Origin of the sequence: Fervidicoccus sp. (assembly GCF_049967375.1) — an archaeon.
In the GTDB taxonomy this organism is placed as follows: domain Archaea; phylum Thermoproteota; class Thermoprotei_A; order Sulfolobales; family Fervidicoccaceae; genus Fervidicoccus; species Fervidicoccus fontis.
Map to the genome: position 1 here is coordinate 39,540 of NZ_JBMFSV010000003.1, position 14,399 is coordinate 53,938.

14 protein-coding genes are annotated in these 14,399 nt (G+C 33.1%); 4 read left to right on the plus strand and 10 right to left on the minus strand.

Going from position 1 to position 14,399, the window contains the following annotated elements; translation table 11 throughout:
- Positions 1-11: 11 nt before the first annotated feature.
- The gene (locus tag ACP5SL_RS01210; protein WP_272985309.1) at positions 12-917 is read right to left on the minus strand and encodes a hypothetical protein; all 906 of its coding nucleotides are present in this window, start codon (positions 915-917) and stop codon (positions 12-14) included.
- An 80-nt stretch (positions 918-997) separates the two neighbouring features.
- Between ACP5SL_RS01210 and ACP5SL_RS01215 the strand changes: the two genes are divergently transcribed.
- Positions 998-1,786, plus strand: a complete 789-nt coding sequence (locus tag ACP5SL_RS01215) for a D-aminoacyl-tRNA deacylase (protein ID WP_014558172.1) — start codon at positions 998-1,000, stop codon at positions 1,784-1,786.
- A gap of 79 nt (positions 1,787-1,865) precedes the next feature.
- Positions 1,866-2,297, plus strand: a complete 432-nt coding sequence (locus ACP5SL_RS01220; RefSeq protein WP_014558173.1) for a hypothetical protein — start codon at positions 1,866-1,868, stop codon at positions 2,295-2,297.
- A 5-nt stretch (positions 2,298-2,302) separates the two neighbouring features.
- Here ACP5SL_RS01220 and ACP5SL_RS01225 read toward each other — a convergent pair whose 3' ends face one another.
- Positions 2,303-3,802: a carboxypeptidase M32 gene (locus tag ACP5SL_RS01225; protein WP_014558174.1), complete on the minus strand. Its 1,500-nt coding sequence runs from the start codon at positions 3,800-3,802 to the stop codon at positions 2,303-2,305.
- Between the two features lie 214 nt (positions 3,803-4,016).
- Between ACP5SL_RS01225 and glmS the strand changes: the two genes are divergently transcribed.
- Positions 4,017-5,861, plus strand: a complete 1,845-nt coding sequence (gene glmS, locus ACP5SL_RS01230; protein WP_428228062.1) for a glutamine--fructose-6-phosphate transaminase (isomerizing) — start codon at positions 4,017-4,019, stop codon at positions 5,859-5,861.
- Positions 5,862-5,867: 6 nt separating this feature from the next.
- The gene (locus ACP5SL_RS01235; RefSeq protein ID WP_014558176.1) at positions 5,868-7,025 is read left to right on the plus strand and encodes a DapH/DapD/GlmU-related protein; all 1,158 of its coding nucleotides are present in this window, start codon (positions 5,868-5,870) and stop codon (positions 7,023-7,025) included.
- A 6-nt stretch (positions 7,026-7,031) separates the two neighbouring features.
- Here ACP5SL_RS01235 and panB read toward each other — a convergent pair whose 3' ends face one another.
- The 8 genes from panB to ACP5SL_RS01275 all read right to left on the minus strand — a co-directional run bounded on the left by panB (position 7,032) and on the right by ACP5SL_RS01275 (position 14,032).
- Positions 7,032-7,808, minus strand: a complete 777-nt coding sequence (gene panB / locus ACP5SL_RS01240; protein WP_148683855.1) for a 3-methyl-2-oxobutanoate hydroxymethyltransferase — start codon at positions 7,806-7,808, stop codon at positions 7,032-7,034.
- Between the two features lie 230 nt (positions 7,809-8,038).
- On the minus strand, positions 8,039-8,938 hold the full coding sequence (locus tag ACP5SL_RS01245) for a ketopantoate reductase family protein (protein WP_193803822.1): 900 nt from the start codon (positions 8,936-8,938) through the stop codon (positions 8,039-8,041).
- Positions 8,939-8,961: 23 nt separating this feature from the next.
- Positions 8,962-10,089, minus strand: a complete 1,128-nt coding sequence (locus tag ACP5SL_RS01250; protein ID WP_428228063.1) for a hypothetical protein — start codon at positions 10,087-10,089, stop codon at positions 8,962-8,964.
- Between the two features lie 2 nt (positions 10,090-10,091).
- Positions 10,092-11,558 carry a glycosyltransferase gene (locus tag ACP5SL_RS01255; protein ID WP_428228064.1) on the minus strand — a complete coding sequence of 489 codons (1,467 nt, stop codon included), beginning with the start codon at positions 11,556-11,558 and terminating at the stop codon, positions 10,092-10,094.
- A 146-nt stretch (positions 11,559-11,704) separates the two neighbouring features.
- Positions 11,705-12,970, minus strand: coding sequence for an aminotransferase class V-fold PLP-dependent enzyme (locus tag ACP5SL_RS01260; RefSeq protein WP_014558181.1), 1,266 nt, complete (start codon positions 12,968-12,970; stop codon positions 11,705-11,707).
- Between the two features lie 34 nt (positions 12,971-13,004).
- Positions 13,005-13,277 carry a hypothetical protein gene (locus ACP5SL_RS01265; RefSeq protein WP_014558182.1) on the minus strand — a complete coding sequence of 91 codons (273 nt, stop codon included), beginning with the start codon at positions 13,275-13,277 and terminating at the stop codon, positions 13,005-13,007.
- Positions 13,278-13,279: 2 nt separating this feature from the next.
- A complete protein-coding gene (locus tag ACP5SL_RS01270) occupies positions 13,280-13,636 on the minus strand; it encodes a hypothetical protein (protein ID WP_428228065.1) in 357 nt (118 codons plus the stop codon).
- 69 nt (positions 13,637-13,705) lie between these two features.
- Positions 13,706-14,032 carry a hypothetical protein gene (locus ACP5SL_RS01275; protein WP_428228066.1) on the minus strand — a complete coding sequence of 109 codons (327 nt, stop codon included), beginning with the start codon at positions 14,030-14,032 and terminating at the stop codon, positions 13,706-13,708.
- Positions 14,033-14,399 lie beyond the last annotated feature (367 nt).

Sequence of the window (14,399 nt, forward strand, 5' to 3'; positions counted from 1 at the left end):
GCTGGATCACCCTATTGCTTTTCAATCGGAAGCAAAAAATGCTCATTATCCCACAAATACAGTTGCAAGAAAGTTTTTCCTTCGTCATTGACTCTTTCCAGTTCTCCCCTTACAAATGCAAAATCTCCAGGTTTTAAAATCTCGCAAAATCTTCCTCTATCAGATGTAATTGTTATTTCTTTTCTGCTTTTATTATCAAATGCCCTATATGAACATGGATATAAATAGGATAAGGAGGAATCAGTAATTGTAACATTTGTTGTTATAGTGCCTAATTTTTCGATGCTTCTAGTGCACTTTTGTGGGCATTCAGGTGTATAAGGAACTAATCTTATATATACATCCACCCCTTCAAATTTACCTTGCAAAATTTTTTCCATCTCTCTTTTGACAATTAATTCATTATAGTATTTTTCTCTTCTATTTTCTAGTAGGTTCAATACTTCATTTCTACCATATTTTTCTAGAGTTTTACTTTCCATAAGAAATTTGTAAACTTCCTCGCACGTCTTTCTGCCATAAACGATTACATCAATATCACTGGTTCTCTTCCCTACAAGAATCCCGCCCGTTATACCTATATCAACGCTATTTGTGTGTTCTCTCAGCTCTGAAAGTAATTTCATAGCTTTTTTGTGCAGCGGATTTGAAACCTCCAAGGCTACTGATCTAGGATCTAAAACTCTGCCAACTTCACTTTTCTTAAGGAATGGAACCTTTCTTCCAAAACACTTGCATTCTTGCAACTTCTCAGGATAATAAGTGCTTACGAATTCTATTGCTTCTTTAACTTCCTTGATTGTTCTGTTCATGTCAAAAACATAACGTGGAATTGCAAATAAATAATCCCCAAAATCATAGTAAGATCTGATTATCCAATAAGTATTTTTATATTCAACAATAAAACCTTCAATCATTTTATACATCAAATTTATTTTTTGTTAGTGATTATTTTTATTCATAACTAAAATTAAACTTAAATAAAAGCTGATAAAAAATGAGAGCCCTCGTAACATTCAGTTACCAAGATCCTGCAGGAGTTGGAATGGCTGAAGAATTGAAAAAAATAAGCGGCAGTGAAATTGAAATAAAAGGATTTGATGTAAATGACGTTGAGTTTTCCTTTTTAGAAGATTTTAAAGAATATAATGCTTTCATCGTTCTTTCTATGCACATGAGTGAGGCAGGGATCCCCTGTTTAACTGTTCATCATACGGGAAATCTCACCTCTAAAGCACTGCTTGGTGGAAGGCCTCGAGAAATAAGCGTTTCTTTTCCAAGGCTGTCTGGATTTCTTATAAAGAAAATACATTCTCTCGTAAGCTATTACGGGCTAGCTGAAAAGATGAAAGTATCTTATGAAGCTACTCACCATGGACCAACAAATATAACTCGTCCATTGGTTTATGTTGAAATAGGAAGCTCAGAAAAAGAGTGGAAGGATAAAGAACTGCAGAAATTAATGGCTGAGGCAGTATATGATGCTTATATGCTTTTAAAAGAAGACAGGTTGCCTGATTGCGAAAAAGCTATAGGATTTGGAGGAGGTCATTACAGCGAACGGCATACAAAAATTAGTATAGAAAATAATGTATGCTTTGGGCATCTTGTTCCTAAGTATGCCATTAAAGAAGGAATTGATTCTTTTGTACTAGATCAGATTTATGATAAGAATTATGAAGGAATAAATTCTGTATATGCAGAAAAGAAAATAGGTACAAGAGAATTTAGAGAAGAAATTGAAAAAAAGGCAAAAGAAAGAAATGTAAAATTTGTGTACTTTTAATAACACCAATTAACTTAATATGTTTATAAACTAGCTTATATATACAAAAGGGTAAGAGATTTCTAACGGGTTATCTGATATGAGAATTAGCAATATAATGTGGGGGCTGAGTATTTTATTTTTAGCAATGTTCTTTATTATGTCTTCTAATTCTCCGTTATATAGCGAATTTGTAAACATATTTGGAAATTCTATAAAGATTTATCAATCACTGTTTGGTTTCTTTAGCTTAATACTGTTGCTAGTTGCTTATTATCAAAATGAACTTGAATCTCATCCCAAAAAAATAGCCCAGCTAAGATTTTTCAACCTCGTTGCTTACATCGCATGGTTGCTTTCTTCTTTAGCTCTATATTCGTTATTTTTGTATAGGTTTGGCTTTCCTATAGGTTTAGTAGTTTCTATACTAATACTTTTTCCTCTTTTTATATCAATACTTCAATACACAAAAAAGATGATAAAAACAATTGAACTGCATTACGAGAAAAATCAGAAAAAGAAAAAAAGATAAATTTTTTAAAGATATTTATTTTTGAGATAGCTTATATAGTATTCAGGATTTACATCTTCATTTAGATTGCGTCTTATCAGCTCTTTAGGAGCATATGTTGCGCCAAATCTATGGATTTTTCTTTTAAGCCATTCTTTAATTTCTGCAAAATTTCTGCTGTCAATTATATCTCCAAGCTTTTTGCCTAGATCTTTCTCAATCGCGTATCCGACCTGAGCAGATATTATAGTACCTAAACTGTACGTCGGGAAATATCCTATGCTTCCCTGACTCCAATGTATATCCTGAAGTACACCGCTTTTGTAATCCTTAGGTCTAATTCCAAGGTACTCTTCCATAGTATTATTCCATATGTCTGGAACATCAGAAACTTTTATCTCATTTCCTATTAGCATTTTTTCTATCCTAAATCTTAAAGCTACGTGGAAGTTGTAAGTAAGTTCGTCAGCATCTACTCTAATTAAGCTAGGTTTAACAGTATTTATGTAATAATAAATATCTTCATCGCTAAAGTTTTTCAGTTCTGGGAAGTATTCTCTAATCAGACTTCCAACAATTTTTGTGAATGCAAAATTTCTTCCTACAACATTTTCCCAAAATCTAGATTGACTTTCATGAATTCCCATGCTTACTCCTCTGGCAAGTGGAGTTCCGGAAAGAGATTCATCGATCTGTAATTCATAAGTTGCATGTCCGAATTCATGTACTGCAGAATATATGGTCCTCTTAATATCGTAGCCTTCATAACGAGTAGTTATTCTGGCATCTCTTATTCCAAAGTTTATAGTAAATGGATGTTCAGAAACATCAATTCTAGCTCTAGTTCTTGGAAATCCTAGTATATCGAGTAACCTGTTATTGATTTCTACAGCTTTTGTAATATCATATTTGTAGCTTTCTAGATAATGACATTTTGGATATCTGCTATCGCTCATTACTTTTTCTAGAATAGATTTCAGTTCAGGAATAATGGAATCATACATTCTTTCTACATCTTTTGTAGTCCAGCCTTCTTCATAGTAGTCTATTAAGGCATCGTATGGATGCTCAACATATCCCAGATAATCTGCCATCCTTTTCTCAAGCTCAACAATCTTCTCTAGATATGGTTTAAATATACTAAAATCATTCTTTTCTCTAGAAGTAACCCATGCTTCATGTGCTCTTATAGTTACCTCTCTTAATTCCGCAATTAGAGACTCTGGTATCTTTTTGGCTTTTGTAATTTCTCTGTCGAGAACTCTTACTACGCCTTTTTCATAATCGTTTAGCGTTTCGATGCTTTTTGCCTTTTCTACTAATGATACAAGCTCTGGATCTAGAAGAAGCCTATGCTCTAAGACGGAGAGATGTCTATTCGCAATACTTCTTTCTATAATGCCCTCTTTTGGCATATAAGTTTCCATGTCCCATTCCAAAAGACCCATTGCATAGTCAATGCTCCAAATAAATTTATATCTATTAATAATTTCTTTTATTACGCTGTTTTCAAAAACTTCTCCCATTTCTTAACACCTAAATTTGTGAAAATTCTTTATAGATGACTATAATAGTTTAAATAAATTTTTATAAATATTTTGCCAATTACTAAATTCAAGCACAATATTAGTTTAAAACTATAGCTAGAGATAAAAAATTTTTAGGGTAACTTTTTAAATTAAATAGAAATATATTATTAAAAACTTGTTAAGAACATTAGAAATTTTAGCGGTGTTCATATTGTGCGGAATAATTGGAGTAGCGATTGATGTTAATAATAACTGCTCAGAGTTTAAGGCCGCTGAAATAATTACAAAAGGACTTAAGTCCCTCGAATATAGAGGTTACGATAGCGTTGGAATTGCACTAATAGATAAAAATACTAGAAAAATTATAGTAAAAAAAGGTAAAGGAAAGCTAGATGATGTTTCTAAAGAATACTCATTTTTGCTTACTCCTGGATGCATAGGTATAGGTCATACAAGATGGGCTACACATGGAGCTCCTACAAATATAAATGCCCATCCCCACACTGATTGCAAGGGTGACATAGCGTTAGTCCACAACGGAATAATAAAGAATTTTCTAAGCCTAAAAAAGATGCTATTAAACTCAGGTCATACTTTCAAAAGCGATACAGATACTGAAGTTGTAGCACATCTTATAGAAGAATTAGCAAGTACATCTAGCAATTTTTACGAAGGATTCAAAAAATCAATTTCTATGCTTGAGGGTAGCTTTGCATTGGCGGTCGTCACTACTTATGAACCAGAAAAAATATTCTTTGCTAAAAAAGAGAGTCCGCTTATAATAGGCCTTTCAAAATCTTCTAATTTTTTAGCAAGCGATATACCTGCAATGCTGGAATACACAAATGAATTCGTGCCATTAAATGATGGTGATATTGGTTGGTTATCCCCCAGAGAAGTATTTATTGAAAACTTGAAGGCTGGCATCGTCGAAATAAGGAAAAGAAAAATCCTTGTTGATTGGAAGCCCGAAATGGCGAAAAAAGGAGGCTATCCTCATTATATGATAAAGGAAATATATGAGCAACCCTTGGCGCTAAAAAGCACATTTGAAGGACTTATTAGCGATGAAACGATAATTGAAGCAGCAGATCTTATTTCCAAAAAAGATAAGATATTTATAGCTGCGGCAGGGACGAGTTATCATGCTGGTCTTGTTACTAAATATTTTATTGAAAAAATAACAGGAAGAGCAGTCTATACGTTTATATCCTCCGAATATAAAAATATTGAATACTTAGTAGATAACGACACTGCAATTATAGTCATAAGTCAAAGTGGTGAAACTATAGATACAATTAAGGCAATGAGATCTTCAAAAAATAGAGGCGGAGTGATTTTTGCGATCACAAACGTCATAGGAAGCACGATAGGAAGAGAAGCTGATTACGTAGTACCTATGCGAGCTGGGCCAGAGATCGGAGTGGCAGCTACCAAGACTTTTCTTACACAGGTTTTAGTTGGAAGTATGCTAGCAGTAAACCTTGGAAAATCGATTGGAAAGATAAATGAAACAGAATATAATCAAATGATAAATACACTTAGCTATTCACCCAATATTGTAGGGAGCTCAATTAGTATGACTGAAGGTATAATGAAAAAGTTGCCAGAGAGGTTTTCAAGTAAAAATAGCATTTACTTTTTAGGTAGGGGTTTAGGCGTTCCTTTAGCTTATGAAGCTGCTCTTAAAATGAAAGAAATAACCTACATACATGCTGAAGCTTATCCTGCCGGCGAGTCTAAACATGGTCCAATAGCATTAATCGAGAAGGACTTTCCTGTTTTCTTTGTAGTTACTAAAGATACATATGAAGAAATAGCTAGCAACATTGCAGAAATGAATGCTAGAGATGCTTACACTATTGCTTTAGCATCAGAGGAAAAGCTTGAAAATTTGCAACCAAGATTGACAATTACTGTTCCAAAAGTTGATTTGCTTCTAGAACCGTATTCTCTTATTCCTCCGATCCAGCTTCTTTCTTACTATACTGCAGTTGTGAGGGGTTTAGACCCTGACAAACCTAGGAATTTAGCAAAAACTGTAACAGTGGAGTGATGAAATATGGTCTCTTTAATATATTTGTCACATAATGAGATAGAGTCTGTTTATCCAATAACTGAAAGCGGAGAACCTCTTCCTAATTTAAAATTATTGGGAAAACCGATTGGAGTTAGAGTGATAGAGTCATTTGAAAATGAAGGAATAAATGACATGTCTGTCTATTATTCAAATATATCTAGTGAAGTATATGAACTCATAGGAAAGAGGGTGAAATTGGAAGAAACAGGCAAACTGGATTTCTTGAATTCATTAAAAAATGCAGTCGAGAATTCAAATTCTCAGGAGATAATACTAGTTTTAGGTAGCTTTTTATTAAATGAAGGCTTTATAAGAGAGTTACTTTATAAATGGAACGAAAAAGGAAGCTCTATGCTGATTGCACTTGTACCTGGAAGTCAGAAGTTAGAAGATCTTGTATGGAAGATCGGCGTAGATGTTGAGTTTGTCGAGGGTAATGTGAAGAAGGCATATCTTATCAAAAATAACGCATCCTCCTTCTACATATTCTCAGGAATAATTGTTTCAGAAAAAGAGTTCTTACTTAGAAAAATAGATTTAAGCATTAAAGATTATAATCAGGCATTATTAAAGCTTATAAATGAAACTAATCCGCCCTTCTATATTTACACAGGGGAATACGTCTCATTCGCAAGCCCCTGGTCTATTCTCAATGCCATGAAAATGCTCCTTCAAAAAATTTCTGGTCAGTTTATCAGTAAAGAAGCAAAAGTTAGCCCAACTGCTGTATTAGAAGGTCCTGTATTAATTGAAGATGGTGCCGTAATAGATCATTATACAGTTATCAAAGGACCTGTATACATAGGTAAGAGGTCATTTATCGGTGCGCATAGCTTAGTTAGAAACTATGTTTCATTGGAAGAAAGCTCTGTACTGGGTTCAGGAGTAGAGGTTAAAAGAAGCTATATAGGCCCTAGAGTAACTATAGGATCAAACTGTCTAGTTACTGACAGTATATTAGGGGAAAATGCGACATTCAAGCCATTTGTAGTTACTTTGAATTATGACCCACATGAAGCAAAAAGGCTTGGGGAATTCTATATTAAAAGAGGTGTAATTTTAGGAAAAGGGTCTTTAATCAATGGTGGCAGTGTACTTAAACCAGGAACTATCATAGAGTCAAGAAAAATATACCCTTAAAAATTTTTAAGTATAATGTTCTTTTCCCGGAAAAATGCCATTTCTAACTTCACTTGCATATTTACTTATTGCTTCTTCTGCGATTTTTGATAAATCTGCGTACTTTTTTGCAAAAGAAGGCGGTTTTTCGGTTAGACCTAATAAGTCGTGAAGAACTAAAACTTGTCCATCGCAATATGGACCAGAACCTATACAAATTGTCGGTATTGAGAGCTTTTCTGTAATTTTTCTTGCAACTTCAGATAGTGTGTATTCTACTACTATTGAAAAAACACCGGCTTCCTGAAGTGCTTCGGCGTCTCTTAGTAGTTGTTCTTCTTCAAACGGCTTTTTCCCGATCATCCTATAACCTCCGAGCCTCAGAAATCTTTGCGGTGTCAAACCAATATGTCCCATGACAGGGATCCCCGCTCTTACAAGACTTTTTACCTGTTCAATTATTTCTTCTCCTCCTTCAAGCTTAACTGCCTCTGCTCCTCCTTTTATCATTAGGGATGCATTTTTAAGAGCTTGTTTTGAGCTCACTTCGTAGCTCATAAATGGCATGTCTCCCACAATAAGTGCTCTTGGCTTCGCTCTAGCTACCGCTTTTACGTGATCTATCATTGTTCTTAGAGAGACGTTAATGGTATTTTCCATCCCTAAAACTACCATAGCTAATGAATCTCCGACTAAAATAGAGTCCACACCCGCTTTGTCAGCAATTCTAGCAAATGGTGTGTCATACGCTGTTATCATAACGATTTTTTCCTTAAGCTCTTTCTTCTTTATGAACTTTCTCATGGTTATTTTTTCGTCCAAAAAGAGCACCCCGCTCTAAAATTGGAACTAATTTGCTAAATTATCTCAGTTTTAAAATAAATAAGAATATTTATTTATATGGAGAGATAATAAAATATTTTTACTTACCTTATTTATAACTTAAAAATTTTCTAAAACAATCAACAAATTCATTAATTTTTGCAATAAAACGGCAAGAGATATCTTTTTTAGAGAGATATATAGAAATAAGTTTAAGTAATAAAGAGCTCTTTTTCTAGAGCTTTTACCATTAGATAGAGAGTTTTGTTTGTTTCCACGTTCAACGAAAGTTTTTCTCCTTGGAGAGCTATATAGCCGTTTATATAATCTATTTCTGTTCTTTTTTTGTTTTTTATGTCTTGTAGCATACTGCTATAATTTTCTCCTGTTTTTGTTGCAATTTCAAATAGCATTTTTTCAGGATCTGAAGGAAGCTTAATGCCTAAAGCACTTGCAACCTTTTCACCTTCTTTTATTGTTTTTAAAGCCAGACTCTGAGCAAAATCATTTTCTATAACAGCTTTGTTTTTACTACCAAGCAGTGCAGTTATTGGATTTATCGCAGAATTAATTATTGCTTTTAGCCACAAATAAGGCATAATGTCATCAACAACTTCTATGTTTCCACCACCTTTTTTTATAGCATATGAAAACTCAGATAGAACATTTTCATCATATTTTTTACCTAGCTGGCCTACAATTATTTCACCCAGACCTTTAATCTCGGTACAGTATTTGCCACAAGACGAGACTCCATACGTTATTGAGGAACCAAACGAATTTTTCACACCAAAATTATTAACAAGAATTTCTATTATGCCCAACCCATTTTGGAACGAAAAAACATTTTCCGCTTTTCCTTTTATTTTACTTACAACTTCTTCTACATTGTAAGCTTTTGTTGCTATTAAAGCTTTTCTGCAAAAAAATTTGTTTTCTATTTCAAACGAAACAAACCTTTGCTCCCAGCTTTTTTCACCATTTAATAATCTAACATAAGTTATTTCTGAATTATTTTTCTTAATAATTGCTACATCCTCATTTCTCAGAAAATATGACAGAAGAATACCTATATTTCCTGCACCAATTATGCAATATTCGTGTTCATGCAATTCAGGCTACCTAATTTTAAATTTTACTTATCGATCACGATATTAATTGATTTAGGCGGTACAATATTAATGTAAAGTAAATTACCACGAATCAAATATCCTTCTTTCGGAACGTATCCAAAGCTATTTAACTTTTGCAGCTGTATTCCATTTGCAGTAACATCAGTAACTTTTCCTGAAACTTGGAAAACTAAAGTAACGGGCAAGATATCTTGGCTAGAAAAGTTCAATTTTCTATCAAAGTACACGTAGAAAGAGGTAGAGTTTATGGCCTTTATAGAAACTGAGCTCTGCTCTTCGCTATATCTATAAAGTTCGTATGGAGTCGTTATCCAATTATTACCTTTTTCAACTATATTTAGCATTTCATTAAAAGCTTTTATCATTTGTTCGGGGTCTTTCCAGTCAAACGAAGTAGGATGTGTATAAATAATAATGCAACCGTTCTTTGTATATTTTGCGAGACTCAGCTCTAGCCTAAGTATATCAATCCAAGGCAATCTGTCACTCATTTTTAGGCTTATATGAACATCGTACCAATTTTTAGGCAAAGTAATTTCATATGGTTTATCACTCATCACGATTTTTATGCCATTCTCTCTCAATATAGACAGTTCATTTTTAGTTACTTTGCCGTAAGGAGGAATGTATGTATGTACAGTATATCCGCTTATATTACCCTCTATATCTTTCAAACTACCTAATATGTCAGTTATATTTCTAGGTGGCGGTTGATGATACCTGGTATGCGATGCTGCTTCCCATCCATACTCTTCAACTACCTCTCTGTACAAATTCCATATATATGTATTGTTTTCTCCCGAATTATCCGAAGTTACTATACCAAAAACCAGTCTTGCTTCGGGATGATTATTTATTAAATAATTTATAAGATCTAGTTCGTACTCCTGGTAAGCTTTTGTTGATTTTCCAGGAATGACGGGAAATCCATGAGAAATATAATAAGGATCTGCAACAAAGTCATCTAATCTTATAATCACCGCAGTGTCATAGTTGCCGTAAAGTTTTGGCACTCCTTTAAATGTTATGTATGAGCTCTGAGATTCAGCTTCAGCTTTCTCAAATGAAAAATATACGATAGTCAAAATAGCAACAATCAACACAGCTATAATAATAGCTTTTCGAAGCATTCTTACCACTTGCTTAATTTCTTTTTTGCTAATATCTGAAATACTGTTATAGGAAAGGCTATAAGAGCTATAAATGATTGAACCCATAATATAAGAGGCACAAGTATCAGACCGCTTTTTGATCTGTCAAGAGCGTTTCTAATAATTTTTTCGTCCTTATAAATGATCCTTAGAAAGTAATAAGCGGCAACTACTTCTAAAACCCCAGTAACATAACTTAGTATTAAATAGATTATCGGATATTTTAGAAAAGCTAGCAATATAATAGAAATTGGTGTAAACTGAAATATTTCATACATTTTTTCTAATATGCTTGAACTATATATTCCTAAGCTAGCTAATATAATTGAGTTAATAGTATTAGCTATCATTAAAATAAAGGGAAGGCTTCCAAAGCTAGTATAAATAGAGGTCAAAAGTAAGTTGTATTTTTTCTTTTTAATAAGCTTTGGAAGCCTTGTAAGGAAAAGTTTTTGTATACCCACAGTAATTCTGAGAACTTTTGAAAAGAATCTTTTCGGTGATGATGGATCGACTGTAAAAGAATAAGCTGTAGGGATATAAGCTACGGAATATCCTAAAAGTTGGAGATGCCAGCTAGTAGAAGAATCCTCTACATATGTATCTGTAGGAATTCCGCCGATTTCTAAAAGGGGTTTTAATTTGTAAATAGAACAACTACCATTTAAGCTATTTACGCTATTAAATACAGTCTCGGAAAATCGCAGGGTTAAAAGATAGTACAACGATGCTAAATTTCTAAAGGCTTTAGCGAAGAACCAGGAAAACCTTCCTTCTTTTTCAGGCTTCCAAAGAAGTATTGTACCATTGACTCCTGCTAGTTTACTATCCCTATTCAGAAAAACTAGCATTTTTTCTATATACCTTCTTTCAATTATAGTGTCAGAATCGAGAATTAATACATAGTCCACTTTATCATTGAGGGAAGGCAATACTTCATTTATCATCGAAGGCTTTCCCATATGTTCTTTAAAGTCAACTACGTTAATTTCAACTTGAATTCCATCGCTTCTTTTTACATCATATGATATTAAAATATATTTGTCTTTGTAGATTACACGTTTGAGCTTTCCATTTTTTTGAGATATAAAATTCATAACTTTTTTAATCGTATTATCTGTGGAATTGTCATTTAGAATATAAATGCTCTTTGGAGGTACAGATTGATTAAAAGCTGAGAGTATTGATGATGTTATGTAATTTTCCGAATTTCTTGCGGGTATCAAAACAGAAATTTTTCCCTCAATTGTTTTTATTTCTTCCGCTAATTCTTGTACGCTATAAAATGAAAAATTCTTCCTCCATGACTTGAAAGTCATAGCGAGCCTGTAAGCAGGAACAATCCATATAGTATAAAAAGTGTACTTAATCAGTAAGATAATCATATTTATTTGTATCAAATCCTGAATATCGACGTAATTTGTGATTAATGATGGGTCTAAATACATAAATTTTTACCGTGCCATTTTGTAAAAATATTTATGATCTTTTTATTCTACAAAAAAATAAATTTTTCATTAAATATATAACCAATAGACCTAAATCCTTAACCTAAAGAATTTAACATTAATATATATATAGGAAAAATAATGAATTATGTCCCTGTACAAACATTTTCAACTGGTTCCGTCGCAAGTCTTTCTTTTACAGAAATTATTTTTTGAAGTTTTTCTACGAAATAATCAACCTCTTCCTTTGTATTATAAATGTAATAGCTAGCTCTCACAGATCCTTGATAGTTTAACCTGTAATGAAGAGGATGAGCGCAATGTCCTCCACTTCTTACGGCAATTCCATACATGTCTAGAGCTTTTGCAACAATATGATGGTGCAATCCTTTTATATTGAAGGCAACTAATCCAGTTCTTTTCTCCGGGTCTAATGGACCTAGTATTTCAATATCATCGATTTCTTTCATCAACTTGATAGTATGCTTTACTAATTCGATATCATGTGCTCTCACTCCATCCATTCCGATTTTCTTTAAATATCTTACTGCCTCAGCGAGGCCTATGACACCCGCAATATGTGGCGTTCCCGCATCGAACCTCCACGGAAGATCGTGCCATACTACATTATCAAGTGTTACGTCTTTTATAGTATCCCCTCCAACTCTAAATGGCTTCATCTCTTCAAGTATTTCCTTTTTTCCCCAAAGTATACCTATCCCAGTAGGGCCAAGCATTTTATGACCGCTAAAAGCGAGAAAATCAACATCCATTTTTTTCACATCCGTTTCCACATGAGGTACGTATTGAGCTCCATCCGCAATAACAATTGCTTCAACCGAATGTGCTAAATTAACTATCTTTTTATAGTCATTAATTGTTCCAACAACATTGCTTGCTAAAGTAAAAGCTACAATTTTTGTTCTTTCGGTAATTTTGCTCTCCAGATCCTTGTAATTAAGCTCTCCATCTTCAGTTATATCTACATATTTAATTTTAGCGCCAGTAAGCTCAGCTAATTCACGCCATGGCAACATATTACTGTGGTGCTCCATTACCGTCGTAACGATTTCGTCGCCTTTTTTCAGATTTCTAAGTCCCCACCCATATGCTACAATATTTATAGCATCAGTAGTGTTAATGGTTAAAATAGTCTCTTCCATGTTGCCATTTATGAATTTAGCTATTTCTTCATAAGACTCTTCGAATAACTGACTAGCTTCTTGTGAAAGGGTATGAAAACCTCTATGCACATTTGCATTATAATATAAGTAAAATTTAGCTATAGCTTCTACAACCTGTTTAGGTCTTTGTGTAGTTGCCGCATTATCAAAGTAAACTAGTTCCCTACCATGTATTTTTCTTTTTAATATAGGAAAATCTTCTCTGATAGAATTAACGTCATAAATCATTTCTAATCCCAGTGTTCATATAGTATTTTTATCGTTATAATTTTTTAGTTGACCTTCTCTTCTCGTAGTACTTTCTGTATAATTCACCCAAATACTCATCTAAATCTTTGACAACATATGTTTTACCCACAATACTTATCATGCCAAAATTAATAAGCCTTTTAATTATGTGCTTTGAAGTTTTAATATTATAGCCCAAGTTATCATGAACGTATGATATCATTTCATGAAAAGAGACCTCTTTTTTTCCAAAATTTTTATAAAGCGCATAAAAAGTCAAAAATTCTCTTTTCTTAGGCCATCTCAACTTTAACCATCCTTTTCAACGCAAGATTTTATGAAAGCATCTAAAAAGCTATCTGCATTTACACTCTTTAATTTTTCTGCATTTATAACTACTCCTTCTCCCCATGCATCTTTGAGCAATTCGTATCCTCCTAATCCGCAATAATCGCTTCTAGCAATTATCGAGCCTTGTGAAATAACCATCAGTTTTTCACTTTCTACAATTTTGTCGTTTTTATATAAATTAAATAAGCCATATATTGGTTCACACGTTATTAGAACCTCATCATAGCTGATATTTTTCTTTTTTAGACATTCAATTATATCTTTATATTCATTTACAGAAGGATCATAGGCGAAATATCCCTTAGGAAACCTCAATTTAGGCATCCTCGTTTTGAAATAATGCTTGTAGATAGTTTAAATTTTAAAATAGGTATGTTTCATATTTTACTCTTCATTTTCTTCAAAGAGCTCTATTATTATTCTAGCTTTAACTTCTTGTTTGCTAAATGGTGGAGGATTCTCCCCTAAATCGATCCCAATCGAAACCTGATTGCCTAAAGAATCAGTAAACCTAACCTCTGCTATATATTTCTTCTTAGGTCCTTCTTCGAAAGCTTTAAGTATACCCTCATACATTCTTGAAATTGCCATTTGCAAAGCTATAGGGCTTGAAAAATCCTCTGGCTTGAGTTGTATATTTGCTAATCCGCCAAGCATCTCCCCAACCTTTGCTTTTCCCTCGTATTCTACAGTTTTTTTAAATTCTTCCATGAATTGACACCTTATTCATTATTTAATATAACATCTTATTTCGCTAATATTAGTTTTGTTCGTATCTACGAGACTAACATTTTTGAAGCATATTTAACAAAAAATTGTTTTATAAGTTATGAGATACGAATCCAGCATATAAACTTTGAAAAAACAATTGTTGATTATCCTTATTAATAAAATAAAAATTCTAATTTGTTTTTAATCTCGATGCTTCTTGGTAAGTAATGGCGATGAGCCGATAACTTATCCGGGATTATGTTAAAAAGCTTAAAGCGTCCTAAATATTAAAAGAAAAACATCTAATTTCAAGGTTTATTATTAGTTACAAAATAATAGCAATCTATAGCTTAGTGCCAAAAACTAT